The sequence below is a fragment of the Georgenia wangjunii genome (genome assembly GCF_036421975.1).
Taxonomy (GTDB): Bacteria; Actinomycetota; Actinomycetes; order Actinomycetales; family Actinomycetaceae; genus Georgenia_A; species Georgenia_A wangjunii.
Map to the genome: position 1 here is coordinate 240099 of NZ_JAZGON010000003.1, position 26572 is coordinate 266670.

General features: G+C 73.8%; 23 protein-coding genes and 2 tRNA genes. 16 read left to right on the plus strand and 9 right to left on the minus strand.

What is annotated here, in order from left to right; translation table 11 throughout:
- Window positions 1–696 precede the first annotated feature (696 nt).
- Both V2J63_RS07175 and V2J63_RS07180 read left to right on the plus strand, forming a co-directional pair.
- A complete protein-coding gene (locus V2J63_RS07175) occupies window positions 697–1026 on the plus strand; it encodes a hypothetical protein (protein WP_331230330.1) in 330 nt (109 codons plus the stop codon).
- A complete protein-coding gene (locus V2J63_RS07180) occupies window positions 1023–1232 on the plus strand; it encodes a hypothetical protein (protein WP_331230331.1) in 210 nt (69 codons plus the stop codon). The genes V2J63_RS07175 and V2J63_RS07180 overlap by 4 nt, the downstream gene beginning before the upstream one ends.
- A 48-nt stretch (window positions 1233–1280) precedes the next feature.
- On the opposite strand, the gene V2J63_RS07185 is transcribed toward V2J63_RS07180, so the two are convergent.
- Window positions 1281–1940 (minus strand): hypothetical protein, encoded by a 660-nt coding sequence (locus V2J63_RS07185; RefSeq protein ID WP_331230332.1) that lies wholly within the window; start codon window positions 1938–1940, stop codon window positions 1281–1283.
- 117 nt (window positions 1941–2057) lie between these two features.
- On the opposite strand from V2J63_RS07185, the gene V2J63_RS07190 reads away from it, so the two are divergent.
- Both V2J63_RS07190 and V2J63_RS07195 read left to right on the plus strand, forming a co-directional pair.
- Window positions 2058–2561, plus strand: coding sequence for a hypothetical protein (locus V2J63_RS07190; RefSeq protein ID WP_331230333.1), 504 nt, complete (start codon window positions 2058–2060; stop codon window positions 2559–2561).
- A gap of 246 nt (window positions 2562–2807) precedes the next feature.
- Window positions 2808–2890, plus strand: a tRNA-OTHER gene (locus V2J63_RS07195).
- A gap of 125 nt (window positions 2891–3015) precedes the next feature.
- On the opposite strand, the gene V2J63_RS07200 is transcribed toward V2J63_RS07195, so the two are convergent.
- From V2J63_RS07200 to V2J63_RS07220, 5 genes are all read right to left on the minus strand, one after another.
- Complete coding sequence (locus V2J63_RS07200) at window positions 3016–3777, minus strand: hypothetical protein (RefSeq protein ID WP_331230334.1); 762 nt, start codon at window positions 3775–3777, stop codon at window positions 3016–3018.
- Between the two features lie 79 nt (window positions 3778–3856).
- Complete coding sequence (locus V2J63_RS07205; protein WP_331230335.1) at window positions 3857–4183, minus strand: YciI family protein; 327 nt, start codon at window positions 4181–4183, stop codon at window positions 3857–3859.
- Between the two features lie 72 nt (window positions 4184–4255).
- Complete coding sequence (locus tag V2J63_RS07210; RefSeq protein ID WP_331230336.1) at window positions 4256–4498, minus strand: CDGSH iron-sulfur domain-containing protein; 243 nt, start codon at window positions 4496–4498, stop codon at window positions 4256–4258.
- On the minus strand, window positions 4495–5532 hold the full coding sequence (locus V2J63_RS07215) for an iron-containing redox enzyme family protein (RefSeq protein ID WP_331230337.1): 1038 nt from the start codon (window positions 5530–5532) through the stop codon (window positions 4495–4497). Before V2J63_RS07215 ends, V2J63_RS07210 begins: the two co-directional genes overlap by 4 nt.
- Window positions 5533–5612: 80 nt before the next feature.
- Complete coding sequence (locus V2J63_RS07220; RefSeq protein WP_331230338.1) at window positions 5613–6014, minus strand: four-helix bundle copper-binding protein; 402 nt, start codon at window positions 6012–6014, stop codon at window positions 5613–5615.
- 751 nt (window positions 6015–6765) lie between these two features.
- On the opposite strand from V2J63_RS07220, the gene V2J63_RS07225 reads away from it, so the two are divergent.
- The 6 genes from V2J63_RS07225 to mscL all read left to right on the plus strand — a co-directional run bounded on the left by V2J63_RS07225 (window position 6766) and on the right by mscL (window position 16120).
- Window positions 6766–7584 carry a M23 family metallopeptidase gene (locus tag V2J63_RS07225; RefSeq protein ID WP_331230339.1) on the plus strand — a complete coding sequence of 273 codons (819 nt, stop codon included), beginning with the start codon at window positions 6766–6768 and terminating at the stop codon, window positions 7582–7584.
- 667 nt (window positions 7585–8251) lie between these two features.
- Complete coding sequence (locus V2J63_RS07230) at window positions 8252–9934, plus strand: sodium:solute symporter family protein (protein ID WP_491062223.1); 1683 nt, start codon at window positions 8252–8254, stop codon at window positions 9932–9934.
- Between the two features lie 23 nt (window positions 9935–9957).
- Complete coding sequence (locus V2J63_RS07235) at window positions 9958–10089, plus strand: putative transporter small subunit (protein WP_331230341.1); 132 nt, start codon at window positions 9958–9960, stop codon at window positions 10087–10089.
- 502 nt (window positions 10090–10591) lie between these two features.
- Window positions 10592–15331 carry a hypothetical protein gene (locus V2J63_RS07240; protein WP_331230342.1) on the plus strand — a complete coding sequence of 1580 codons (4740 nt, stop codon included), beginning with the start codon at window positions 10592–10594 and terminating at the stop codon, window positions 15329–15331.
- Window positions 15332–15344: 13 nt separating this feature from the next.
- Window positions 15345–15650, plus strand: coding sequence for a hypothetical protein (locus tag V2J63_RS07245; RefSeq protein ID WP_331230343.1), 306 nt, complete (start codon window positions 15345–15347; stop codon window positions 15648–15650).
- 71 nt (window positions 15651–15721) lie between these two features.
- Window positions 15722–16120 carry a large conductance mechanosensitive channel protein MscL gene (mscL, locus tag V2J63_RS07250; protein ID WP_331230344.1) on the plus strand — a complete coding sequence of 133 codons (399 nt, stop codon included), beginning with the start codon at window positions 15722–15724 and terminating at the stop codon, window positions 16118–16120.
- A 176-nt stretch (window positions 16121–16296) separates the two neighbouring features.
- Here the strand turns inward: mscL and V2J63_RS07255 are convergent, their stop codons facing one another.
- Window positions 16297–16971 carry an SAF domain-containing protein gene (locus tag V2J63_RS07255; RefSeq protein ID WP_331230345.1) on the minus strand — a complete coding sequence of 225 codons (675 nt, stop codon included), beginning with the start codon at window positions 16969–16971 and terminating at the stop codon, window positions 16297–16299.
- A gap of 162 nt (window positions 16972–17133) precedes the next feature.
- Between V2J63_RS07255 and V2J63_RS07260 the strand changes: the two genes are divergently transcribed.
- Complete coding sequence (locus V2J63_RS07260) at window positions 17134–19743, plus strand: penicillin acylase family protein (RefSeq protein WP_331230346.1); 2610 nt, start codon at window positions 17134–17136, stop codon at window positions 19741–19743.
- Between the two features lie 61 nt (window positions 19744–19804).
- On the opposite strand, the gene V2J63_RS07265 is transcribed toward V2J63_RS07260, so the two are convergent.
- Entirely contained in the window at window positions 19805–20461 is a 657-nt protein-coding gene (locus V2J63_RS07265; RefSeq protein WP_331230347.1) for a 5-formyltetrahydrofolate cyclo-ligase, read from the minus strand.
- Between the two features lie 145 nt (window positions 20462–20606).
- On the opposite strand from V2J63_RS07265, the gene galU reads away from it, so the two are divergent.
- The 4 genes from galU (at window position 20607) to V2J63_RS07285 (ending at window position 25013) form a co-directional block, all read left to right on the plus strand.
- Complete coding sequence (gene galU / locus V2J63_RS07270) at window positions 20607–21602, plus strand: UTP--glucose-1-phosphate uridylyltransferase GalU (protein ID WP_331230348.1); 996 nt, start codon at window positions 20607–20609, stop codon at window positions 21600–21602.
- Window positions 21599–22813, plus strand: a complete 1215-nt coding sequence (gene glp / locus V2J63_RS07275; RefSeq protein ID WP_331230349.1) for a molybdotransferase-like divisome protein Glp — start codon at window positions 21599–21601, stop codon at window positions 22811–22813. The genes galU and glp overlap by 4 nt, the downstream gene beginning before the upstream one ends.
- A gap of 143 nt (window positions 22814–22956) precedes the next feature.
- Window positions 22957–23556, plus strand: a complete 600-nt coding sequence (locus V2J63_RS07280) for a GNAT family N-acetyltransferase (protein ID WP_331230350.1) — start codon at window positions 22957–22959, stop codon at window positions 23554–23556.
- An 86-nt stretch (window positions 23557–23642) separates the two neighbouring features.
- Window positions 23643–25013 carry a hypothetical protein gene (locus tag V2J63_RS07285; protein ID WP_331230351.1) on the plus strand — a complete coding sequence of 457 codons (1371 nt, stop codon included), beginning with the start codon at window positions 23643–23645 and terminating at the stop codon, window positions 25011–25013.
- Between the two features lie 111 nt (window positions 25014–25124).
- On the opposite strand, the gene V2J63_RS07290 is transcribed toward V2J63_RS07285, so the two are convergent.
- Window positions 25125–26345 (minus strand): arginine deiminase, encoded by a 1221-nt coding sequence (locus tag V2J63_RS07290; RefSeq protein WP_331230352.1) that lies wholly within the window; start codon window positions 26343–26345, stop codon window positions 25125–25127.
- 97 nt (window positions 26346–26442) lie between these two features.
- On the opposite strand from V2J63_RS07290, the gene V2J63_RS07295 reads away from it, so the two are divergent.
- A tRNA-Ala gene (locus V2J63_RS07295) sits at window positions 26443–26518 on the plus strand.
- The last annotated feature ends 54 nt before the right edge of the window (window positions 26519–26572 follow it).

Below are 26572 nucleotides of genomic sequence, written 5' to 3' on the forward strand. Positions count from 1 at the left end.
CCGGACGTGCCGGGTGCCAGGCCGGTTCCTCGCCGCTCGACGGGCCTGGGCTGCCCTTCCCTGCCTGTGGTGCTCACCCTGTACGGGGTACACCGAGACCAGCGCCGTGGGAGCGCACCGCGCGGCGCGGAGCGCGAGGCGCGGGCGGCGCACAACGGGCACGCGCTCGGCAGCTGCGCCGTCGTCGCGACTCACTCCGCTCGCGCCGGCTCGTCACGCGCCCGTCGTCTTCCGCGTCCTCGCGGCTCCGTCACGGCACAGCACAGCGCACGACCGGACCGGCGAGCCCCAGCACACACCCACGAGCCCACGAGGCCAGCACCCATCGCGCGGGCGGCACGCGTGCACGTCGGCCCCACCGCGACCTCAGGGAACCGCGCGGGTCCCGTCGAACCGTCGGTACCGCGAACGGCCCAGCACGAGCACACAGCAACGTCACGGCGGGGCAGGCGGGGGAGGGGCGTTCGCGTCTTGGACGACCAACTAAGCGGAGAGGTCCGCCGGCAGTGCTTCGTCTCCCCCCGGGTTGGTCTGTGTAACACCCGGCGCGACGATCACCCGAGTCGAGGAAGGAGCGAGAAAGTGGCGAGAACGCGGGAAGAACAGCGCGCCTACATGCGCGAGTACCGGGCACGGCAGCGCGGAAGTGTTACGCGTAACCCTGTAACACCGCGCGTAACACCGGAGGGGGCGAGCGTGACCCGGCTCGCGGTGGTCAAGGGCCGCGGGGCGCTCGACGGCGAGGCGCTCGCGGGGCGGTCAGTGGAGGACTCGGTGATCGACGAGCTCGAGACGCTGCCGGCGGCGGGGGAGCGGTCAGGCGTCGCTGCGGCGTGCCTGTCTCTGGCGCGGGTCCTCGACGACGAGACGGCGGTCCCCCAGCACCCCAGCGCGGCGCGGGCGCTCAGTGACCTGCTCGGGAAACTACGAGCGGAGAAGTCGGCCAGTAGCGGCGGGAAGCTCGGCGAGCTGCGGGCGAGCGAGGCCGCGCGGCGGGGACGAGACGAGAGGAAGGCGAGACGATGAGCGGAGAGAGCGAACTGGCGGAGGTCCTCGCCGAGATGCGGGCGCTTCGGAAAGCGGTCACGGACCTACGGGGGGAGGTCGAGACGCAGCGGGGGGCGCTCGTGGTACTCGAAGGCGACTTCTCCGGTCGGTTCGATGACGTCGACGCCGGCCTCGAGACGATCGCCGGGGCGCTGCTCACGGACAACGGCGAGGGGGCTGACTGAGTAAGCGGTATATACGGCTCTGGCCGGGGGGGCAGGCTCGCGTCCTGCTCAAGATGATGGCGTTCCGCCGAATGTGGGCGGTGGACTTTCTGCTGCGATCATCGCGCGCGACCAGTCGTCCCCGACGAGCTTCTCGATTTTGTCGGCGAAGGACCAGCAGTCCGCGCTCAAGGTCTTGATCCACTTCCAATCAGTGAGGATCGTGCGGTCCTCGTCCTTTCGTGGCCATCGGTCTACGCGCAGATCTACGCCGGCGTAGAGCCACCATGACCCGTGTACGACGGTGTGGCGATTCTCGCGGAGGTTGCGACGTTCCGCCCAATCGAGGACTTCCTCGAGACGGCGGCGTCGCTCGTCGCTGCCGTCGCATTCCTTGCGTAGCCGCTTCTCGAGTTCTGCCCATTGGTAATCGACGAGGCGAAACCGCGAGCCGATTCCTGTGAGGATAAGCAGCAGCCTCTTCATTGCTGCCTCGATGTGTCCACCGGCGACCGTGACCGAACCCACCCACCGGAACAGCTCTTCGCGGAACATCAGATCCGCGGGAGTGTCCCCGCCGATTCGTCCCTCGATTTGCATGGTGCTGAGAGACAGTTCCTTGACGCTTGATGGAAGGCTGAGTTCGTACTCGGCACCGCGTCTGCCCTCGAGGTCCTCGCGGACCTGGTAAACGAATGCGTGTCCGGGCGGGGGCCAGGGGGTCGACATCTGTCGAGTGTCTCGCACCATCCCTCCGTGAGTCCTGGTTTGGGTGCGGATGGTCGGTAATCGACGTGTGCGAGTGTGCTGGTGGGCTGGCCGCACCGCTGTGGGTAGCGTCGGTCCATGATCGAGTCATGGGTTGGCGTAGCTGGAACGCTTGGGGGAGCTGCGGTTGGACTGCTCGGCGGGCTCATAGGCGTTCGCGGAACGCTCGCTGCGACCAAGCTGCAGCAGCAGCGCGAGGACCGGCGTGCAGTCCGGCCTGAGCTGCGAGATTTGGTAGTGGGGCTTTGGACCGACGCTGAGAGGGCGTGGAAGGCCGATCAGGCTCTAGCGCTGGCGTACGACGTCCTGAGCGAGGACGACCCGAGCACTAAAGACAACCTCTTCGTCGTGGGGCACCGCTGGTCAGAGGCCCAGGAGGCGGCGTGGAAGCACCTACCCATTCTCCAGATCACCTACCCGGATCTAGCTGAGCCAGCGCAGGCGCTGGTCTCAGCTTGCCGTCTGCTCGGTGACCCTGACCCTGAAGATGACGTGCCGGAGTACGAGGCGTACTTGCGATTCACCGAAGCGCGGGACGCGTTCGTGCTTGCCGCGAGGAAAGCACTAGCTCCTCCGGACTGACCTGCGCGGGTTGCGCGTGCTGCTGCTCGCGTGGACGCAGCGAAAGCAGGGAGACGTCCTGAGTGGCGCAGAACGGAGCGGCGCTCAGGCTGCGGACCAGGGGAGGCCTCACCCGTTGAGGGGGCCGCGAGCGGAGGCAAGTCCACACCGGGTCCGCAGGGAGTCCGCAAGAGCACCGAAACGCGCCCCATCGTGTAAACGGTGCCAACGTCTCGGAGTCGCGGGACTCGGCCAAATCCGAGGGGTGCCCGCTCGTGCCAACAGACACCAACGGACCACGCACCGCTCTCCTAAAGCGGGTGTCGGCAGTTCGAATCTGCCCGAGGGCACGCATGGTCGTCTCTGCCGTCGCGTGGCGCGTCTGCCTCGTCTGCCGCGTCGACGCGGCGGCGCCCTCGTGGTGCGCGGGCCCCGGGCTCTCCGGCGTGCGCAGCGGCCCCGCACCCGCCCCGCCTCAGGTGCTCGGCAAGCGGTCCAGCAGTCCGCGGAGCCACCGGCGCTGGAGCGGCGACTCCCTGGCCGCGAGCGCGCCCTCCGTCCGCAGCCGCGTCTCGGTCGCGTCCCACACCCCCTCGGCCACGAGGCGGAGCACGAGCTCATCGATCCGCGCCGGGTCGCCGGCCGGCACGTGGTAGTCGATCGCCGCCGCGCCGAGGGAGGGCCGTACCTCGGCCGTGAAGAGCCGCGGCAACGTCTCGCCGAACAGGCCCGGGTCCGCGGACGGGGAGTACCTCCGGGAGCGGAGCGAGACCTCCTGCAGGAAGAGGTTGACGGCGCCGTCGTGCGTGGGCGGGGAGACGAGGCCCGTCCGGACCCAGGCGAACATCTTCGGGTAGTGCGCGACGCGGTCCCAGCTCTTGGGGGAGCGTTGGAACAGCTCGGACCACGTCCGCACGACGAGCTCGAGGTCGGCCGGGAAGAGCGCCGGCAGGTCGGCGGCCACCCGGGTGGTGACGGCGGACATCCGGGCGGCCCGGTCCGGTCCCACGCATGCCATGACGGCGAGGGTCGCGCAGTCGTAGTGATCGGCGGCCTCCCCGTCCCACGCGCCGTCGGGGGAGAGCGAGCCGTGCGGGGCGGCACCCACGGCGCGGTAGGTGCGGCGCAGGGCCGGTGCGGCGCCGCGCAGGTCGGCGGGCGATGCGCCCAGGACGAGCGCGCGCGTGGTCCCGTAGCTCCCCGCCCGCACAGCGTCGACGATCGGGCCGGCGTTCATCCCGCCGATGCTAGGGCCCGCGCGAGCAGCCGTCCGGCAGCTGCAACGACTCCCGCGCGCCTCAGGGCCGTGGTGCGCCCTACGACGTCAGGGGCCACACCTCGACGACGCCGTGCGCGACGGCGCACGGGGTGCCGCAGACGAGTGCGACGGCCTCGTCGAGCGAGTCCGCCTCGAGGACGGCGAACCCGGCGACGGGCAGCGCCGACGTGAGGAACGGCCCCGGCTCGGTCTCCACCGCCGCCGCGTCATGGTTGCGCACCTGCACCGGGGAGCCGGCGATCCCCATGACCACCCCCGCCTCGCGCAGCTGGTCGTCGTGCGCGTGGGCCGCGTCCCGCGCGACCGGGGCGGTGCGGTCGTACCCGGCGCGATCGCCGTATCCGATGGTGATGTACGTCGCCATGGCCTGTGCTCTCTCTCCGTAGGGGGACCTACTGGTTACCGACCGGCGAGAGACGCGGAAGTCATCGGCTCCTCACGGGCCGGCGTCCTCCGTGGCGGCGACCGGCTCGGTGCGGAAGCCGATCACCTTGTGGCTCCCGTCGCAGAACGGCTTCAGCGCCGAGGCGCCGCAGCGGCAGAGCGCGACCGTGCGCCGGGTACGGGGCAGGGGCGCGCCGTCGGGAGAGAGGATCTCGAAGTCGCCGCGCACGAGGAGCGGCCCGTCCGGGCAGGCGACGACGACAGCACCCGGCTCTCGCTCGCCGTCCCCGCTCACGCGGCGACCACGAGCAGGGGCTCGCGCAGGCACGTGCCGCCGGCGTCCCACGAGGCGAGGATCTCCTCACTCATCCACGCGTCGACCGTGAGGTAGGCGGCCGCGCCGAAGAGGACGTCCGCGAGCACGCCGGGCTCGTCCTCGACGAGCCCGCCGGCGAGGTCCCGCGCTGCGATCTGCTCGTGGACGGCGTCGGCCTCGATGTGCTCGTCGAAGTACCGCGTGATCTCCGGTCCGTGGCCGAGGCGGCGGAAGCCGTTCCCGTAGCGCCGGCTCGGGATCGAGGAGGTCATCTCGTAGGCGGCGAGGTGCCCGACGATCGCCCCCCGCAGGCGGCGGTGCAGCGCGAAGAGGGACATGAGGTTCGAGGACGCCAGGACGATCGCGGGGACGTGGTCGACGTACGCGCCGTAGCGGTCGTCGAGGCCGAGCCCGCGCATGGCGCGGGCGTAGAGCGTCGCGTGCATGTGCTCGGGGCGCCCGCCGCCGTACTCGTCGGCCTGGATCTCGACGAGCGCGACCTTCGCGCGCCCGGAGAGCCGCGCGATGGCCCAGCTGTGGGGGTCCGCCTCCGCGAGCTGGTAGATCGAGCGGAAGGCGAGGAACTCGCGCAGCTGCTCCGCGGTCGCCCGCTTGGCGATGTAGCGCGACATGCTCGGACCGCTGTCGTCCGCGGCGAGGGCGAAGAGGGTCTCGGCGACGGCTCCCGCCGTCGGCTCCGGCAGCGTCGGCACGGGGACCCGCTCCCGCAGGACCTCCTCGAAGGGCCGCTCGACGAGGGAGCGCACCGCGATGAGCCGCGGGTCCCACTCCCACCGCTCGTCGACACCCTCGAGGCCGAGGTGCGGGATCTCGTTGAGGCAGAACAGCGCGAGCTGGAGGTCGTCGTCACGCAGGAGGTCAGCGGTGGCGGCGACGGCGGTGCGCACCTGCGCCTCCAGGTGCTCGAGCGCCTCCGCCGCCTCCGCCGGGGCCAGTGCGAGGACGTCGATGAGTGCGCTGGTGACCGGCCCGCGCGCCAGTGGGGTCTTCAAGGAGCCGCCTCCGCCATGAGGAAATGTTGATGATCATGCTAGGTCGAGGCAGAGGGGATCGCTCGGGGAGGCGGTGGAGCTCAGCCGATGACGGCGAGCAGCTCGGCGCACGCCTCCTCGCACCGCCGGCACGCCTCGGCGCAGACCTTGCAGTGCTCGTGCATCTCGGCATGTGAGGCGCACTCGTCGCCGCAGGAGCGGCACGCCAGGACGCAGGCCTGGAGCTGGGCGCGTGCGACGCTCTCGTCGTAGCCCGCCTGCCGGGTGAGCACCGTGGCGGTGGCGGCGCAGATGTCGGCGCAGTCGAGGTTCCGGCGGATGCACGCGCGAAGGTCGGCCACCATCTCCTCGCTCAGGCACGCGTCGGCGCACGCGGTGCACGCCTGGGCGCACTCGACCAGTGCGTCGATCGTCCGCGCCAGGAGCGCCGGGTCGAGCGTGGGCTCGGCGGGGTGGGTCTTCATCATCGCGGTCGTCTGCATCGTGCCCTCCAGTGCGCTCGGGTGGTGACGTCGCACGACGATGCTCGGCGCACGCGTCGCCTCGGCACATCGACGTTAACGATGGTTGGGGGAGCCTGCACCTGCGCATGCGCGCCCTCAGGACCGTGGTCTTGCTCACGCCGCGGGCTGCGCGGCGCGCCGGATGCCAGGCCCGGCCGCGGGGTGAGTCCGTTGCTACGGCCGCTTCGCCGGCTGGCGGGAGCGGCTCGGAAAGCCCGCCAGGGCGCGAAAAAAAGCCCCCGCGGGGCCCCCTGGGGGTGCCGCGTCGCCGGGCCGCCGCCGCGTCGAGCCCCGGCTTCTCGAGCCCGGTGCCCGGGGACGGTGCGGCGGAGGGGGCCTGGTCGGCGGGAGATCCGCGTGGTTACCCTCGTCGAGCAGGTTCGCAAGGAGAGACGGACGTGCAGCGCTCCAGCTGCCCGGTCTCGGCTCCTGTCCTCGCACGGCCGGGGACCGCAGGACCGGCCAGGGCCGGGTGCGGTCCAGCACGCAGGCCCACGGCGCATGGTCGCCACAGCCGGCACGACCCGGGCATGCGCCCGGCACAACCGCAGGACCCAGCCCTTCGCGGCATGCCCGGACCAGGGCGCCTGACCGCGCAGCCACCGAGGCCGGCACGCCTCACCGACTTCCCGGAGGTCCATTGATCGCGGACACGCCCACGCACACGCGTCCAGCTTCCCGACGCGAGCTCCGCGAGGCGGAGCGTGCGCAGCTGGCTGCAGCAGCGTCGGTGTCCCGCACGTCAACGGTGCGGCGCCACGTGCGGCACCTCGCCCCCCGCGCCACCGTGCTCGCCGCGATCGGTGCGCTCACCGTCGTCGTCCCGGCGGCGGGGTTCGCGACGGTCGAGACAGAGGCGCCCACCGCCGTCGCCCCGGTCGCCACGGTCGAGATCGGCCAGAGCGCCCTCGACATCCTCGATGCGGCGGCCGAGTCCCGTGCGCTCGATGCCGTGGGTGCCCCCCGCGTCCTCGCCGACCCCGTCGCGCCGGTCCGGGCCAGTGCGGCCATCGCTTCGCGCGCCGGTGCCCGCGAGAACTTCCTCGGCCGCCGCGACGTCGGTGCGAGCGGCACCCGCGCGGCCCTCATCCCCGACGCGCCCGTCGTCATGCCCCTCGCGTCCGGCAGCTCCAACCTCACGTCCCGGTACGGGCAGCGCATCCACCCGATCAGCCGCATCCCGAGCATGCACACGGGCACGGACTTCTCGGCGCCGGTCGGCACGCCGATCCACGCCATCACCGACGGCACCGTCACGTACGTGGGCCCCGGTCGCGACGGACGCTCCGGCATGATCATCATCCTCGAGCACGACGTCGACGGCGAGACGTTCTACAGCTGGTACAACCACATGTACTCGGACGGGCTCTACGTCGGAGTCGGCGACGAGGTCATGGCGGGAACGGTCATCGGCGCCGTCGGGAACAACGGCAACTCCACCGGCCCGCACCTGCACTTCGAGATCCACACCGACACCGAGCTCACGACGGTCGACTCCCTCGCGTGGCTCACCGAGCACGGCGCCGTCGACGTCGGTTCCATCGACTGACAGCACCGCCCTCCGGTCGATCGAGGGGAGGGCACGCGCCGGCTGCGTGCACGCACGCGCCGACGGGGTCGCGCGGACGGCAGCGCGCCCGCCGTCATCGGGCGTGCGTGGCGCGCCCCGAGGTCGCGCCTTGACGTGCGCATGACCCCCGCATGGCCCTGGGCCGGGGGCCGTCCGGGCGTGCGCGAGGAGGGCCCTGAAGCCGCGCCACCATGCCGAAAAGTCACGACCGCTATTAGCGTGAATGTTCCGCCGTCGTCGCGGCAGAATGGTGGCCGAGACCCGCAGAATGCGTACGAGACTTGATGCCGGCGCCTTAGCCGTGCTAGCGTCCACCACGCCCGAAATGTCGCCGAGCGTGTCAGTGACGCTGATTGACGGCGGTGTTTGCGGTTGGTGCGCGGCGAGACGTGGCCGCAGCGCGGCCGGTGCCGGGCATGTGCGTGCCGCGGCGTCCAGCGGCCTTCTCGAGTGTGCGCCGGACGCACATCTCGAGCGTGCGGCGCGGGCTTCGTGCCCGCTCGTGGCAACCTGGCTGCGGGACCGTGGCCATGACCTGATCGGGGCTCTGACGCGCCTGGAACCTGGTGCGGGTGGCGAGATCTCGCCGCTCGCGTCTGTGGCGCGCCGAGCGCCGTCCGACGAGACGATGTGAAGGAGGTGGCGCGTGGATGGTGGTGAGCTCTTCCAGTTCGGCGCTCTTGCCGTAGTTCTGCTCCTGGTGCTCTTTTATGGTGGCACTTTCCTGATCTCCACCCGTATCGGTAAGAAGAGCGAGAACGCCGACGATTACATGACCGCCGGCAACAAAGTGGGCTTCGGCATCTCCGCCGCAAGCATGACGGCCACGTGGATCTGGGCGTCGTCGATGTATGCCTCGGCCACGTCCGGGTACACGTACGGGATTTCCGGGCCGATCCACTACGGGCTGTGGGGCGCCCTCATGATCCTGTTCATCTACCCGTTCGGGCGAAGGATTCGCAACGTCGCGCCCAAGGCGCACACCCTCGCGGAGGTCATGCACGCCAGGCACGGTCGGTCGAGCCAGCTCATGCTCGCCGGGTCCAACATCGTCGGCAGCCTCATCAGCCTCACGTCGAACCTCATCGCGGGCGGCGTGCTCATCTCGCTGCTCTCGCCGTTCACGTTCGTCCAGGGCGTGCTCGCCGTCGCGGGCGGGGTCCTGCTCTACACGCTGTGGTCGGGCTTCCGGGCCTCCATCCTCACGGACTTCGTCCAGGTCGTCGCCATGCTCGGTGCGGTCGCCGTCATCGTCCCCGTCATCTTCTTCGCGTCCGGCTTCCCCTCCGCCTTCAGCGACGGTGCGGCCAACCTCACGCCCGAGCAGGGCAACTTCTTCTCCAGCGAGGCCTTCCTCAAGCAGGGGGCGCCGTACATCGCGGCCGTGCTCGCGTACGCCATCGGGAACCAGACGATCGCCCAGCGGCTCTTCGCCGTGCGCGAGGACCTCATCAAGAAGACGTTCGTCACCGCGACCGTCGGATACGGCGCAATGGTCATCGGCGTCGGCATGCTCGGCGTCATGGCGCTCTACCTCGGCATCGAGCCGATGGACGGCGACACCAACAACCTCATCCCCCAGATGGCGGCCGCCTACCTGCCCGGCGTCCTCGTGGCCGTCTTCTTCGTCATGATCATCGGGGCGCTGTCCTCGACGGCGGACTCCGACCTCTCGGCGCTGTCCTCCATCGCCATGGCCGACGTCTACGGCCAGAACGTCGCGGGCAAGGACAAGGCGAACCCCGCCACCATGCTCCTCGTGGGGCGGCTGACGATGATCGGCGCGACGGCGGCCGCCATCGCCTTCGCGAGCCTGGCGCTCAACATCCTCGACCTGCTCGTCTTTGTCGGGGCGCTGTGGGGTGCGCTCGTGTTCCCGGTCATCGCGAGCTTCTACTGGAACAAGGTGACGAACAAGGCGTTCACGGTCTCCGTGCTCCTCGCGCTCGCCGCCTTCATCCCCGTGCGCTTCGGATGGGTGCCGATGGACGGTGCCGTCGGCATCGCCGTGGACGTCCTCTCGGTCGTCGGTATCGGCGTGGTCCTGGGGCTCATGGCCTTCGGCTTCTTCGGCCTGCGGGTGGCGCGCATCGTCGCCGTCGTCGCGGCGGTGGCCTCGGCGCCGTTCGTCATCGGGTTCCTCCACGACTACGCGACGCTGAGCGGGTCTCTCGTCGCCTACGCGGTGAGCACCGTCGTCTGCTACCTCATGTCCCGCCGGAGCTCGGAGACCTTCGACTTCGACCTCATCAAGCAGCGGACCGGCGACTTCGACGAGGAGGTGGCAGACCCTGCCCTCCCCGCCGTCGGCGCCGCATCCCGTTCCTGACCTGCAACCCGAAGGAGTATCCCGTGCAGATCATCCTGCTCACGCTCTACGTCCTCGCGTGGCCCGCCGTTGTCGCCGCGGTCCTCTTCGTCATCAGCCGCGCCTTCTTCAGCGACTGGCGTGCGTCGCGCCGGGCGGGACGTTCGATCATCTGACGCCGGTGGGACCGCCCGCACGTTTCCCCCGCCGTCCAGAAGGTGTGAGCGTGCCCGGAAAAGGCCGGAACACACCCTCTTGCGGTGGTGGCAAACGGCCGGGGCGTGCGCGTGAGGCGTCTGAAAACGGCGACAGCTTCCCGACGTACCGACGAAAATAAAGTTCCTTCTCCTGGTCGGTCGGGGAGTGCTTGCGCTGGGGGATTCGGTAGACAATGATCTCCCCGACGGGGCGCGACGCCTGCCCCCCCTGCGCGTCGCGCCCCGTCAGCCACGGCCCTGGGCGCAGCGGGCCAGCCCCTGGCCGCAGCCGGTCCGCCTGCTGGCCGTGGGCCCCTCGGTCTTCCGGTCGACGTCCCGTCGCGGGGTCCGCTCCGGCCGCCGAAGCGCGCGGTCTGGTCGCACGGCGTGCCGCCGTCACAACAGCCACGTGCGCCACAGATCTCCGCCTCTGCGGCGGGTCGCGCGCCTGCCCCGCGCCCCCGCTGGTTAGCGTGGCCAGATGACTCCCTCAGCGCTCTTCAGCCGCTCCGGTGCGGCACGACGCTCCGCCGGGGAAGACCCACGCGTCCGGCTGGTCCGCGACGGCGCGCCCGGCACCGACGGGAACCGATCCGACGACGAGGACGACCTCCGCCCCGACCGGGAGGAGGTCCGGACCTCGCTGGGCGCCGCACCTCCCTCCGGCCCCGCCCGGGTCGGCCTCGGTTCCGCGCGCTCCGCCCGAGACCTGGGTGACGGCTCCCGCGCGCCGGGGCCCGGCGACGCCGCGGCTCCGGGCGCCGGCGCGTCCGCGCGTGCACGCGCCGTCGACGCCGCTGCCGAGGGCTGGCGCGAGGACCTCGTCGAGCTGGGCGGGGCGAGCACGCTCTCCGACGTCACGTTGCTCGGCGACGCCATCATCGACCTCACCGCGGCACACCCCTCCGGGATCGCCCAGCTCTACGCCGGGCGGACCACCCGCCTGAGCAACCTCGTCCGCGAGGGGGACGCCCTCGTGGCGGCCCGGCGCAGCGCCCGCACGGTCAGTGCCCGCACCGACGAGCTCGCCCAGCGCTACGGCGTCGCCCCGACCTACCTGGCCGTCGGCGTGGCGACATGGACGGAGGACGGCGAGCCCGAGGACGCACACCCAGGCGTCATCGCCGAGGACGCCCCGCATCCCGCAGCGGCCGCCCCTGAGCACCCCGGAAGCACCTCCCGCGGGCGCACCGACAGCGACGCCGCCGCGGACCCCGCGCCGTCGTCCGCCCCCAGCCGCACGCCGTACCGCGAGCCCGCCCCGCGCCGCCCGCGCACCGTGCGCGCGCCGGTCCTCCTGCGCCCCGTCCGCGTCAGCGTCCGCCAGGGCAACGAGTCCGACTTCGACATCGACCTCGAGCCCGCGATCGAGGTCAACCCCGTCGTCGTCCGTGCCCTGCGGTCCCGGGGCATCGGTGTCGATGTGGGAGCGATCGCCCGGACGTCGTTCACCGAGCACGGGTTCTCCCCACGCGCCGCACTCCACCGCATCGCCGCCCTCGGGGAGGAGACGCTCCCGGACTTCTCCCTCGCCGAGCGCATCGTCATCGGCCCGTTCGTCCACCCCGGCCAGGTGCTCGTCGAGGACCTCGACGCCATGCACGACGAGCTCGCCGGGCACGTCGTCGTCGCCGCGCTCGCCGGCGACGAGGGTGCCCGTTCCGCTCTCCACGTGCCGCTCCCACCACGCGTCGACGCCGACCGTGCGCCCCAGGCCGAGCGCGGCGTGGGCGACCTCGACGCCGACCAGCAGCGGGTCATCGACGCGGTCGCGAGCGGTGCGCACCTCTTCGTCGACGCGCCCCCGGGATCGGACGTGCCGGGCACCGTCGCCGCGGTCCTCGCCGACGCGACCGCTTCCGGGCGCCGCGCGCTCTACGTGCCCGGCACGCGTCGAGTCGGCCGCGCCCTCGCGCGGACGATGGACGACCTGGGCCTGCCGGACCTCGTCCTCGACGTCACGGCTGACGCCCGCTGGCGGACGACGGCGGCCGAGCGGCTGCGCTCCGGGCTCACCCCGGTGGATCCCGAGATCGACGACGACGCCGTCCACGCGCTGCGCGCCCAGCTCCTCGAGACCCGTACCAGGCTCGCCGGGTACGTCAACGCGCTCCACGTGCGCCGCGAGCCGTGGGGGGCCTCGGCCCACGCCGCCCTCCAGTCGCTGGCCGCGCTCACCGCCGTCCGTCCGGGGCCGCGCACCGCCGTCCGGCTGCCCGGCGACGTCCTCGGCCGCCTCGTCGGCGAGACCCGCGACCGGGCGCGCGAGCGTGTCGTCCGCGCCGGCAGCCTCGGCGCCTTCGAGCTCCGTCCCCACGACACCCCCTGGTACGGGGCGCGCCTGTCGAGCTCCCGGGCGGCGCACGAGGCGCTCGAGCGGGTCCAGCGCCTGGCCGAGCTGAGCCTGCCCGAGCTGCGGGACCAGGTCACCCGCGCGGCTCGCGAGACCGGCCTGGAGCCGGCGACGACGATGCGCGAGTGGGCCGAGCAGCTGCGCATGCTCGACGGCGTGCGCAGCGCGCTCGACGTGTTCACCCCCCAGATCTTCGAGCGGTCGGCCGCGGACATGGTCATCGCGACGTCGACGCGCGCGTGGCGCAAGGAGCACGGCCTCGAGATGCGCGGGCGCGTGCGCCGCCGCCTGCGCAAGCAGGCCAAGGACCTCCTCCGGCCGGGCCGGCCCGTCGAGGACCTTCACGGCGAGCTCGTGCGCGTCCAGGCGCAGCGTGAGATCTGGCGCCGCCACTGCCCGGCCGGAGGATGGCCCCGCCTGCCGCACGGCATGGCGGAGATCGAGCGGCACGCGCGGAGCGTGCGCGCGGACCTCGACGCGCTCGACCCCGTCATCGGCAGCGGCGCGGGCTTCGACGACCTCCTCGACGTCCCGCTCGGCCGCCTCGTCGAGAAGATGGCGGAGCTGGGGGTGGACGGCGAGGCGCTGCGGCTCCTGCCGGAGCGCACGGCGGTCCTCGCCGAGCTCACCGACCTCGGCCTCGCGGACCTCGTCGCCGACCTCGGGGCCCGGCGCGTGCCGACCGCCGGCCTCGGCGCCGAGTTCGACCTCGCGTGGTGGAGCTCGGTGCTCGAGGAGATCCTCCGGTCCGACCCGGCGCTCGCCGGTTACGACGGCCCCGCGCTCGTCGCCCTCGCGGAGCGCTTCCGCGACCTCGACGCCCAGCACGTGACCTCCCTCGTCGGGCCGGTGCGCCGCGCCGTCGCCCGGAGCGTGCGCGCGCTCGTCCGCGAGCACCGCGAGGAGGCCGCTCAGCTCGTCACCGAGCTGCGCAGCGACCACGGCGGGAACCTCCGCCAGACGATCGCACGGCACCCGCGCCTGGCCGGCGCGGCCCGCCCGGCGTGGATCGTCGCGCCGATGCTCGTGCCCCAGCTCCTGCCCGCCGGCCGCACGATCGACCTCCTCGTGCTCGACGGAGCCCAGCACCTGCCCGTCGCCCAGGCGGTCGGCGCGATCGCCCGCGCGCGCCAGGTGGTCCTCGTCGGGGACTCCCGCCGCGGCGGCGGGGGCCTCGTCGGGGCGCTCGCCCCGCTGCTGCCGACCCTCACCCTGCCGACCGACCGCGCCGAGCGGGAGGAGTCGATCGCGGACTTCCTGGCCGAGCACGGGTACGGCGACGTCATCCGCTCCGTCCCCGCACCGCCGTCGGGGTCCTCGATCCGCCTCGACCTCGTCGACGGCTTCGGGATGCCGGCCCCCGGGGCGGACGCCGTCGAGAGCGTCCAGACCGAGGTGGACCACGTCGTCGACCTCGTCATCGACCACGCGCTCAGCCGGCCCGAGGAGTCCCTCGCGGTCGTCGCGCTCAACGCCCGGCACGCCGGGCGCGTGCGCGAGGCGGTCATCGCCGCTGTCACGAACAGCGCCGCGCTCGCCGACTTCTTCGACGCCGCCCGGCCGGAGCCGTTCGTCGTCGTCGACGCCGACGGCGCCGCGGGGCTGCGCCGCGACGCTGTCATCCTCACGCTCGGCTTCGCCAAGACGCCCCACGGGCGCGTCCTGCACCGCTTCGGACCGGTCAGCGGGCCCGACGGCGTCGCCTACATGGTGGACGCGCTCGACGCGGTCCGCCGCGACCTCGTCGTGGTCAGCTGCATCGCCCCTGCCGACCTCGACCGCTCCCGGCTCAAGCAGCCCGGCCCGATCCTCCTCGCCGACCTCCTCGAGCGGGCCGAGAGCGAGACCCCACCGGCCGACGTCGAGGCGGCCGCCGCGCCCGACCCGCTGCTCGTCGACCTCGCCGAGCGGCTGTGGCGCCTCGGACTCACCGTCGTGCCGCAGTACGGGCGCCCCGACGGCGAGCGCGTCCCCCTCGCGATCGGCCACCCGGACCTGCCCGGCGAGCTGCTCGTCGCCGTCCTCACCGACGACGCTGGCTACGTCGGCGAGCCGAGCCTGCGCCGGCGTGACCGGCACCGCGTGCAGCGGCTCACGGCGCGCGGGTGGAGCGTGCACATGGCGTTCTCCACCGCGGTGTTCATGGACCCGCAGGGGGAGGCGACGACGATCCTCGCCAAGGTCCTCGACGTGGTCGACGCCCGCCGCCGCCGCGCGCACCCGGTCCAGCTCGCCTCGATCCCGCTGCCGGCCGACATCGACGCGCCGGACGGTGCGCCGGGGCCCGACGCCGAGGACCACGCCGGCACGGGGGAGAGCGACGATGTCGTGGACCCCCTGACGGCACGTAGGACCGCTGGCGGGGCGGAGGCGAGCGGCGCCGAGCACGCCGCCGGTGCCGTGGACCCGCACCCCGGGCCGAGAGACGGCGCGGCGGACGGCGGGGGACCGGACGACGCGGCACAGGTCGACGCTGAGCCCGCGGCCGAGGCCGTCGCCGAGCATGCCGCCGGGAGGCACGCCGACCTCGGGCACGCCGGCAGCGAGCCGACGGGCGCGGAGCCCGGTGAGGGCGCTCCGACTGGCGCCGAGCTCGTTGATGCCGGTCCGACCGATGCCCGTCCGACGCCCTCGGCGCCGGACCCTGTGCGGGCACGGGGGCCACGCCCCGCGGTCCTGCCCGGGCTGCCGCTCGCCGCCTACGGCGACGACCAGCTCGACGAGCTCGCGGTCTGGATCGACGAGGACGGCGTGGAGCGCACGGACGCCGAGCTCGTCGCCGAGCTGCGCACCGAGCTCGGCCTCACCCGCCGCGGCGCCCAGAGCGACGCCGTCCTCGGCGCGGTCGCGGCCCGGCGGCGGCGCTGAGCACGGCGCCGTCGTGAGCGGTCGGCCGCGCCGGCACCGGCGCGTCGTCGCACCCCCGACTCGCGTCGGCGCCGACGACGCCGACGTCAGCCGCGCGCTGGCGTGGAGCGAGCCGGCCGCCGAGGTGGCGTCCGAAGGCGCCCCTGCCGCGGGTGGCACCGGGCGCGGGGTGCCGCCGGCGGACGCAGACGAGCGTGCCACGCCCGGTGCGCCGGTCGTGCCCGACCGGGCCGCCGAGGACACGGACGCCGCGTGGGGGCAGCGCTCGGCGGACTCGAACGACGCCCGGCTCCTCGAGGACAAGCCTCCGCACTGGTGACGAGCCGGTAGCGTCCTCAGCAACGGCAAGCGCTGTGCTGGACCGTCCCGACCAGAGGAGCTGTGAGCGCGATGCTCAAGGGATTCAAGGAATTCATCATGCGGGGCAACGTCGTCGACCTCGCGGTCGCGGTGGTGATCGGCTCGGCGTTCGCCGCGATCGTCTCGACGATCGTCTCGAGCCTCATCACCCCGCTGCTCAACTCGTTCGGCGGGGCGCAGGCCGAGGGCCTCGGGCTCTGGATCATCAGCGGGAACGACAACACGTACGTGGACTTCGCGGCGGTCATCAACGCGATCATCGTCTTCCTCATCACCGCGGCCGTCGTCTACTTCCTCATCGTGGCCCCGATGAACGCGTTCAAGGAGCGGCGTGCCCGGGGGGTCGAGCCCGAGCCCGAGGCACCGGCCGAGGACGTGCTCCTCCTCCAGGAGATCCGCGACCTGCTCAAGGCCCGCGGCGGCGTCTGACCCCTCACCCCTGGCCGGCGAACGCGCGACCGCACCACCCGCCCGCCGGCACGCCGGGCGACGACCCGGCACCTTCGCCGTCGCGCGGGACGGCGGGCGCGGCCGCATGTCGATCACTGCGGCGCCGGGGTCCCGCCGCGGCGCGGTAGCGCGCCGTCGGCGCTGACCCTCTCCCGTCACTGACGCGTGAGCACGACCCGCAGGGGCGCCCACGCGCTCGCGCCCACGACGGCAGCGGCGACCGGGGGCGGGAGCGCGACGAGGACGAGCGGTGCCTCGGCGCCGGCGCCGAGCAGCCCTGCGCCCGCCTCCTCGTGCCGCGCCAGGACGAGCGCCCCCGCGGCGACCACCTCCGCCGGCCCGGCCGTGCCGGCCGCGTCGGCGGTCGCGGCCAGGAGGTCGACCCGGTCCCCGGGCCGCAGCATCGCGACGACACCGGGGTCTGCCAGGCGCACGGGGACGACGACGAGACCCGGGGGCGCACCGTCGGCCAGGCCCGGGCCGACGAGGACGCTTCCCGCGAGCGGGAAGCCAGCCGGGAGGCCGACCGCGAGGGTCGCCCCCTCCGCCTCGCCGACGGCGCGCAGCGCATGCGCCGGCACGCTCCCGGCGCCCGCCTGCCGGACAGCGAGGTCCGCGCCCGTGAGGACTGCCCCGGCGGGGACGTCCCGGGCGAGGACGAGCACGGGCTCCGTGCGCGGCGGGGGCGGGCGCAGCTCGGCGAGGACGACGCCCACGCAGAGCGCGAGGGCGACCGCGAGCACGACGTGCCGGCACCGCCACGCCCAGCGCCGCAGCCGGGCGCTGCGGCCGCGCGAGGGGAGCACGCGCTCGCGGAGGACTGTCGCCATGCCGCGACCGTAGGGGCGCCGGACGCCAGGGGCGGGGTTGGCACCCGGGGACCTGTGGGCGAGGCGGCGCAGCCGCCGGCGGGGGAGCAGGCTCACACACCGCGGTGCCGCGGCGCCGCGCGCCCAGGGGGCCGCCCCCGCGCCAGCCGATACCCTCACAAGGTGCCCGGACTGAGCCTGCTGAACCGCATCGTGCTGATCGTTGCCGTCGTCCTCGTCGTCGTCCTCGCCGTCGGCGCGACGCTCGGGGTGATCCTCGTGCGCCGTCCACTGCCGGACGTCAGCGGCTCGAGCACCGTGCCGGTCCTCGCCGGTGAGGTCGAGGTGCTGCGCGACGCGCGCGGCATCCCGCAGATCTACGCGGACACCGACGTCGACCTCTTCCGCGCGCAGGGCTACGTCCACGCGCAGGACCGCTTCTTCGAGATGGACTACCGCCGGCACGTCACCGCCGGGCGGCTGTCCGAGCTCGTCGGCGAGAACGAGGACGCCGTCGCCGCGGACAGCGTCATCCGCACGTTCGGCTGGCGCCGGGTCGCCGAGCAGGAGTGGGACCTCCTCGCCGAGGAGTCCCGCACGTTCCTCGAGGCGTACACCGAGGGCGTCAACGCCTACCTCGACACCCACGAGGCCAGCGAGCTCGGCATGGAGTACACAGTTCTCGGGCTGACGACGACGCTCGAGGACGTCGAGGCGTGGAACCCCATCGACTCCCTCGCCTGGCTCAAGGCCATGGCCTGGGACCTCGCCGCCAACTACGACGAGGAGCTGGGCCGGGCCACCGCGCTGCGCCCGCTCGCCGGTGAGGTCGAGCGTGTCGCGCAGCTCTACCCGTCCTACCCGTACGACCTCAACGCCCCGATCCTGCCGCAGGGGGCCGCACCCGCACCCGCCGCCGCCGACGAGGCCGAGCACTCCCTCGCGGTGCCGGACGAGGGCGCCCTCGACGCGCTCGAGAGCGCCCTCGACGCCCTCACCGCCACCCCGCGCCTCCTCGGCGAGGGCGACGGCATCGGGTCGAACTCCTTCGTCGTCAGCGGCGAGCACACGGACACGGGCGCACCGCTGCTCGCGAACGACCCGCACCTCGGGATCTCCGCCCCGGGGATCTGGTACCAGGTGGGCCTCCACTGCCGCGAGATGAGCGCGGCCTGCACGTTCGACGTCGCCGGGTTCAGCTTCGCGGGCATGCCGGGCGTCGTCATCGGCCACAACGCCGACCTGGCGTGGGGGCTGACGAACCTCGGTGCCGACGTCGTCGACTTCTACCTCGAGCGCGTCTACGACGACGGCACGTACCTGCGCGACGGCGAGCGCGTCCCGCTCGACCGGCGCACCGAGACCATCCGGGTCAACGGCGCGGAGGACGTCGCTCTCGGCGTCGCGAGCACGGGCCACGGGCCCGTCGTCTCCGGCGTGCTCCCGGCGACCGCGGCGGCCGGCAACACGCCCGTGCCGGACGGCTCGCCGCCGTCCGGCTTCGGTGGTTACGCCGTGTCGATGGCGTGGACGGCGCTGACGCCGGGCCGCACCGGGGACGCGCTCTTCGCCATCAACCGCGCCGCCGACGCCGCCGACATCGCCGCGGCCGCCGCGCTCTTCGACGTCCCCGCGCAGAACATCGTCTTCGCCACGACGGACGGCGACATCGGCTACCAGGCCCCGGGCCGGATCCCCGTGCGCCAGGACGTCCCGGGCAGCCCGGTGCCCTCCGACGGCTCCTGGCCCAGGCCCGGCTGGGACTCGGCCTTCGACTGGGTGGGCTACGTCGCACCGGAGGCCATGCCCCGCGGGCTCAACCCCGAGGAGGGATTCGTCGTCGCGGCGAACCAGGCGGTCCTGCCGGCGGGGCAGGGCCCGTTCCTCACGGGAGACTTCGACGCCGGCTACCGCTCGCAGCGCATCCGCGAGCTCCTCACGGCCGACATCGAGGCGGGCACGGCCATCGACGTCGAGCGGATGAACGCGATCATGCTCGACGACGCCAACGCCTTCGCCGCCGCCCTCGTGCCGGTGCTCCTCCAGGTGCCCGTCGACGACCCGTTCGTGGGCGAGGCCCTCGAGCTGTTCGAGGACTGGGGTGCGGACGGCTACCCCCAGCACGGCGACTCCGCCGCTGCCGCCTACTTCGCGGCGGTGTGGGCCAACCTCCTCCACCTCACCTTCGCGGACGAGCTCCCCGTGAGCATGGCGCCCGACGGCGGTTCACGCTGGCTCGACGTCATCCGCCCGCTCCTCGAGTCCCCCAACAGCCCGTGGTGGGACGACCGGACGACCGTCAACCTCGTCGAGAGCCGGGACGAGATGCTCAGCCAGGCGCTCACGGCGGCGCGCGACCAGCTGACGAACTCCCTCGGCAAGGAGCCGGAGGACTGGGAGTGGTCGCGCATGCACAAGGTCGCCCCGCGTCACCCCGTACTCGGCGGCGACGGCGTGCCCGAGGCCCTCACGTGGCTGACGAACCCCGACCCCATCGGCGTCGGCGGCGGGTCCGCCGTCGTCAACGCCACCGGCTGGGACGCCGGCGCGTTCGTCGACGGGCGGCCCGACTACGAGGTGACGTCGGGGGCGTCCATGCGGATGGTCGTCGACCTCGCCGACCTCGACTCCTCGGTGTGGGTCAGCTTCACCGGCAACTCAGGTCACCCGGCGTCGCCGCACTACACCGACCAGCTCGAGCCGTGGGCGCGCGGGGAGACCTTCCCGTGGCCGTTCACCCGTTCGGCCGTCGAGGAGGCGCAGGAGCGCGCACTCACGCTCACCGGCGACTGAGGGGGCGGCGAGCGCAGCGACGCTGCGCGGGCCGACCGACGCCGGCAGGTGCTCAGCCGGGCTAGAGGTCCGACGCGCGCCCGGCGCGCCGGAAGGGCGAGCCCTCGAGGAGGAACCAGCGCTCGGGGGTGATGACGGCATCGACCGCGACGTCGTGGACGTCCCGCGGGAGGTAGGCGCCCTCGACCAGCTCGGACTCGTAGACGGTGGCGAACACGGGGGCGTCCGGCGCGCGGTGCTTGAGCGCACGGTCGTACCAGCCGCCGCCCTGGCCGAGCCGGGTGCCCTCGGCGTCCACCGCGAGCGCCGGGGCGATGATCACCTCGGCGTCGGCGATCGCCTCGGGCCCGAGGACGGTGCCCGACGGCTCCGGCGGGCGGCCCGGCGCCCGTACGAGCAGGTCCTCGGCTCCTGCGTACTCCGCCCAGCAGCGGGCCAGGCCCGGCCCGAGGATGGGCAGGAGGATCCGCACGCCGCGGTCATGGAGGGCGTCGAGCAGGAGATGGGTGCCGGGCTCGAGGTCCCGCGAGACGTAGACGCTCACGCACCGCGCCGGGCCCACCGCCTCGACGCCGTGGCGGGAGATCGCTTCCGCGGCGTTGAGCCGCTCCCTCGCGGAGCGGTTCGCGCGGTGCTCACGGACCGCGCTTCGCAGCGCCTGCTTGGCGTCCTCGGTCTCGTAACCGGCCGTGCTCGGAAGGCGCAGCGACGTCGACATGCCTCCACTCTCTCAGGCGGCGGTGACACGCACCACGAGATCGGGCGGCGTGTGGAGGAGAGATCTGGGACCACCGGCCGCGGGCGGAGCGGCCGTGCCCCGGAGCCGAGGCGCTCGCGGCGCGGCGGATGGGTAGCCTTCGGGCATGGAGACGACGAGCGGAACGAGCAATCCCGGAGCGGGCAGGGCACGCGTGCGCAAGGCGGTCGTGCCGGTCGCGGGGCTGGGGACGCGGTTCCTGCCCGCCACCAAGGCGACTCCGAAGGAGATGTTGCCGGTGGTGGACAAGCCGGCGATCCAGTACGTCGTCGAGGAGGTCGCCGCCGCGGGCATCCACGACGTCCTCATGGTGACGGGGCGCGGGAAGGGCTCCATCGAGGACCACTTCGACCGCAACGGCGAGCTCGAGGCCGCGCTCGAGAAGAAGGGCGACGACGCCCGCCTCGACGCGGTCCGGGCCTCGAGCGGCCTCGCCGACGTCCACTTCGTCCGGCAGGGCACCCCCAAGGGGCTCGGCCACGCCGTCCTGTGCGGGCGCGGGCACGTCGGGGACGAGCCCTTCGCCGTCCTGCTCGGCGACGACCTCATCGACGCCCGCGACGAGCTGCTCACGACGATGATCGCCGTCCAGGAGCAGCTGGGCGGGTCCGTCGTCGCGCTCCTCGAGGTGGACCCCGCGCAGATCAACCTCTACGGGTGCGCCGCCGTCGAGCCCGCCGCGCAGGTCGAGGGCATCCCCGCGGGCGACGTCGTCACCGTGACGGAGCTCGTCGAGAAGCCCGCCGTCGAGGACGCCCCCTCCAACCTCGCGGTCATCGGGCGCTACGTCCTCTCGCCCGCCGTCTTCGACGTCCTCGAGCAGACCGGGCCCGGACGTGGCGGGGAGATCCAGCTGACCGACGCCCTCCAGACCCTCGCCGGGATGCCGGCGGAGGAGGGCGGTGGCGTGCACGGCGTCGTCTTCCGCGGCCGGCGCTACGACACGGGCGACAAGCTCGACTACCTCAAGGCCGTCGTCCAGCTCGCCGCCGACCGCCCGGACCTCGGGCCCGACTTCACCGAGTGGCTCGACGGCTTCGTCCGTGGCCGTCACGTCGAGCTCGGCTCCGACCCGGCGGAGCGTTACCCGACCCCCCGGTGAGGACCGTCCAGGAGCACCTCGCCGCGTGCCTCGCCGTGGTGGGGCCGCAGCCGCCGCTCGACGTCGTGCTGGCGGACGCCGTCGGGTGCGTCCTCGCCGAGGACGTCATCGCCCCGGCCGACCTGCCCGTCGCCGACCTCGCCGGCCTCGACGGGTACGCCGTCCGGGCCGCGGACATCGCCGAGGCGGCGCCGACGGCGCGGGTCGCCCTCGGTGTCGTCGACGAGCTCCGCGCCGGGACCACCGAGCACCTGCGCCTCGTGCCCGGCACGGCGGTGCGGATCGCGTCCGGCGCGCCGCTGCCGACGGGCGCCGACGCCGTCGTCCCCCTCGAGCAGACCGACGGCGGGTCGGCGCGGGTAACCGTGCGGACGGCGAGCACGGCGGGGGAGCACGTGCGCCGCCGCGCCGAGGACCTGCGTGCCGGGGAGGTCGTCCTGCCCGCCGGGGAGCGCGTCGGGGCCCGGCAGGTGGCGCTCCTCGCCGCCGTCGGGCGGGGCAGGGTGCGGGTCCACCCCCGCACGCGCGTCGTCATCATCTCCGTGGGGGACGAGCTCGTGGAGCCGGGTCAGCGTGCCGCGCCCGGGCAGGTCTTCGACGCCAACGGGCACGCCCTGGCCACCGCGGCGCAGGACGTCGGCGCCGCGACGTACCGGGTGGCCGCCGTGCCGGACCAGCGCGGGCCCCTGCGCGAGACGCTCGAGGACCAGCTCGTGCGCGCCGACCTCATCATCACGACCGGTGGCCTCAGCTACGGCGCGAACGACACCGTCAAGGAGGTCCTCGCCCCGCTCGGCACCGTCCGCTTCGACAACGTCGCCATGTGGCCGGGCCGGCAGCTCGGCGTCGGCACGATCGGCGACGGCACCCCGATCTTCGCGCTCCCGGGCAACCCTGTGACGGCGCAGGTGGCGTACGAGACGTTCGTGCGCCCGGCCCTGCGGGCGATGGCCGGCTACACCGACCTGTACCGGCCCTCCGTGCCGGCCGCCGTGACGACGGGCTGGTACTCCCCGGCCGGGCGGCGCGAGTTCGTGCGCGTCCAGCTCACCGGCTCTCCCGCCGAGGGGTACCGAGCGGAGCCGGTGGGCGCGCCGCACGCCCTGCTCCTCTCGGCGCTGGCCCGCTCGAACGCGCTCGCGGTGGTCCCCGAGGACGTCACCGACGTGCGTGCCGGCGACCAGCTGCACTGCCTCGTGCTCGACGGCTGAACCGCGCACCCTGAGCGCCTGCTTCCTTTCCTGGCCCGCGCCAGCCCCGGAAGCTGTGGCCGCCCCGTGGCCGGGCGTCGCGGCGGTGGCCCCAGGCGGCAGCCCAGCGGCGGGGCGTGCGCGGCGCCGCTAGGCTCGCCCGCATGACGTGGCCCGTGGTCCTCATCCACGAGGGGCTCATGCTCCGGCCGCTGCGCCGACGGGACCAGACCTCGTGGCTGCGGCTGCGCAAGGCGAACGAGTCCTGGCTGCGGCGCTGGGAGGCCTCCAGCCCGGACCCGCAGGCGGGCCCGCCGCCGTCGTTCGGCTCCTTCGTGCGCGACGTCAACGCCCAGGCGCGCGCCGGCCTCGCGCTGCCGTTCGCGATCGACGTCGACAGCCAGCTCGTCGGCCAGCTCACCGTCTCCTCGATCATCCGCGGCTCGCTGCGGTCCGCGTCGATCGGCTACTGGGTCTCGGAGCACGTCGCCGGGCGCGGCATCACGCCGACGGCCGTCGCGATGGCCACCGACCACTGCTGGTACGAGCTCGGGCTCCACCGCATCGAGGTCAACATCCGCCCCGAGAACACCGCGAGCCTGCGCGTCGTCGAGAAGCTCGGCTTCCGCGACGAAGGGGTGCGTGAGCGGTACCTCCACATCGACGGTGACTGGCGCGACCACCGCACGTTCGCCCTCACTGTCGACGAGGTTCCCGGTGGGCTCCTGCGCCGCTGGACGGACGCCGGGGGCGGGTTCCGGTAGCTACGGCGGGCCGGTGAATCACATCGGTGTAAGACACGCCGGTCCCCGGACGGCGGGGGACCCGCGCGGCGGGCTAGCGTCAGGGCGTGGACGTACAGGGGTGGGTTGTCATCGCCCTCGCCTGCGTCCTCTTCGGGTACCTGGTCCCCTACATGGTCCGCAGCCGGCAGGAGCTGGTCGAGTCCCGCGTGGAGGACCGGTTCTCGGCTGAGCTGCGCATCCTCGCCGTCGCCGGTGCGACGCCAGGGCCGCGCGGAGCGGCGGCCCACCACGGGCTGCCAGTTGCCCGCCCCTTCCTGCACGACCCACGACGACGTACGGAGGCACCCGCCGTGAACAGGCCACCCGCCCGCAACGAGCGCACCGCCGACGACGCACGCCGCCTCGCCGCCGCCCGCGCGGCCCGCGCCGCCGAGGTCAGCCGCCGCGCGGCTGCCGCCCGCCGCCGCCTCGCGCTCACCCTCGTCCTCCTCGCGTCGACCGTCGCCGGCTGGGTCGCCGTCTGGGGCGCCGGCTCCGCCGTGGCGCTCGGGGTCGTGCCGACCGTCCTCCTCGCCGTCGTCCTCGTCCTCGGGCGCCGCGCCGCCAGGGCGGGCGCGCGTCGCGACGCGGCCGCCCGGGCCGCGATGGCCCGCCTCGAGGGCGGGCCGGTCGCCCGGCGCACACCGACGGTCCCCCGGCAGCTGGGCACCCGTCGCCCGGCCGGTGCCGGGACGACCCGGACGACGACCGCCCGTTCCGGCGCCACCCGCCTCGACGAGCGTGAGGCCCGGTCCGTCGAGCCGACGGCCCGCACCGCCCGGACGGGCACCCGCGCCGGCGCGACGACCGCCGCGGACAGCGACGCGCCCGGGCCGACCGGCTCCGCGGCGTCCGCCGGTGATGAGGCACCCGCCGCCGGCGCCGCGCCGGAGGTCGCCCCCAGCACGCCGGTGAGCACCACGGCGACCGAGGCTGCGGGCACCGTCGGCACCTCCGGCGAGGTCGCTGCCGCGCCGACGGCCGGCCAGGTCGCCCCGGCCGCTGCGACGTCCGCCAGCGCCACCCCGACGGCGCCGGCCGACGTGACGGCCGCAGCCCCCGACGCACCGCCGGCCGCCGACGTGCCGGCCGTGCCCGCGGCGCCGACCACCACCTCAGCCTCGGCCCGCCATGAAGAGACCGCGACGACGGACGACGTCGGAACGCCCCGCTGGGACGTCGAGACGGAGCGGACGTGGACGCCCGTGCCGGTGCCCGCGCCGTCCTACACGCTCAAGCCCCCGGCCCCGCGCCGTGACGTCGCGCCGTACGCCGCGCAGGAGCCCGCCGTGGCTGCGACCGAAGTGGCTGCCACGCTCGACGTGACGACCGCCGAGGCGCCGCTCACCGTCGCCGCGAGCGTGTCTGTGCCCGCCGTGCCGGTCGCGCTGGACCTCGACGCGGTCCTCGCCCGTCGGCGCGCCGTCGGCGCCTGAGCCCCGTCGGCGCCTGACCGGGCTCGGTCGCACCCCTCCCGCGCGCACGCGCGGCTCGGGCGACGCCGGAGCCGCAGCAGGGCGGCTGGTGCGCGCCGCGGGGGCGGTGCTCTACAGCCCGTCGCGCAGAGTGGGGCAGCTCATGCACCGCGGGCCGCCGCGGCCTCGTCCCACCTCGGAGCCCGCGACGGTGATGACCTCGACGCCGTTCGCCTCGAGGAACGCGTTCGACGTCTCGTTGCGCTCGTAGCCGATGACGACGCCCGGGCGGACGGCGAGCACGTTGCACCCGTCGTCCCACTGCTCGCGCTGCGCGGCGCGCACGCCCTGCGTCGGGGTGAGGACCCGGATGCGGTCGAGGCCCAGGGCGCGCGCGATGGCGGTGTGCATCTCGCCGGGGGAGTGGTCGGTGATGACGAGATCGCCGTCGTCGCCCGGGGTGATCGTGTACGAGGGCAACGGCCCGAGACCGGCGTACTCGGTGATGCTCTCCGGGTCGACCATCGTCATGACCGTGTCCAGGTGCATGAATGCGCGGTGCTGCGGCATCGCGAGGGCGACGACCGTCGTCGCCGCCCCGGCGGCGAAGAGCTTCTTCGCCAGCCGCTCGACCCCCTGCGGCGTCGTGCGCTCGCTCATCCCGACGAGCACCGCCCCGCGACCGAGGACGAGGACGTCCCCGCCCTCGACGCTCGACCCGCGGCGCTTCCCACTGCCCTGCCAGAGGTGGAAGTCGTCGTCGGCGAACGCGGGGTGCCAGCGGTAGATCGCCTCGTAGTGGACGGACTCGCGGAGCCGGGCGCGCTTGCGCATGGCGCTCACGGCGACGCCGTCGTACACCCACGCCGACGCGTCGCGGGTGTAGAGGTGGTTCGGCAGGGGCGGGAGGAGGAAGTCGTCGGCGCCGAGGACGTGGAAGGCGACCGAGCTCGGCTCGTCGACGCGCTCGAGCGCCTCCGCCTTCGTCATCCCGCCGACGAGCGCCGTCGTCAGCTCGGCGTCGTCCATCGCGTCCGCCATCGCCCGTAGGGGACCGACGGCGGCCGGACCGAACACCTCCTCGTCGAAGGTGTGGCCGAGCACGCGCTCGCGGGCCGCGGGGACGGCGAGCGCCTCACGCAGGAGGTCCGTGAGGTAGAGGACCTCGACGTCCTGGTCACGCAGCACCTGGGCGAACGCGTCGTGCTCCTCCTGCGCCCGGGAGACCCACAGGAGCTCGTCGAAGAGAAGGTCCTCCCGGTTGTGGGGCGTGAGGCGCTCCATCTCCAGGCCCGGCCGGTGGAGGATCACCTGGCGCAGACGGCCCACCTCCGAGGCGACGTGGAAGGTCATGGGCGGCTCCTGACTGTGGGGTACGTCGCACCCAACCTAGAGCGCTTCGCCTGACCGCGCGGCCGGTGCTAAAGTGTCATCGCTCGCAAGGGCACCTGGGGCTATGGCGCAGTTGGTAGCGCGTCTCGTTCGCAATGAGAAGGTCGGGGGTTCGAATCCCCCTAGCTCCACCAGCACGACGAAGGGCCCCGACGGCGTCGGGGCCCTTCGTCGTCGGGCCAGCTGCG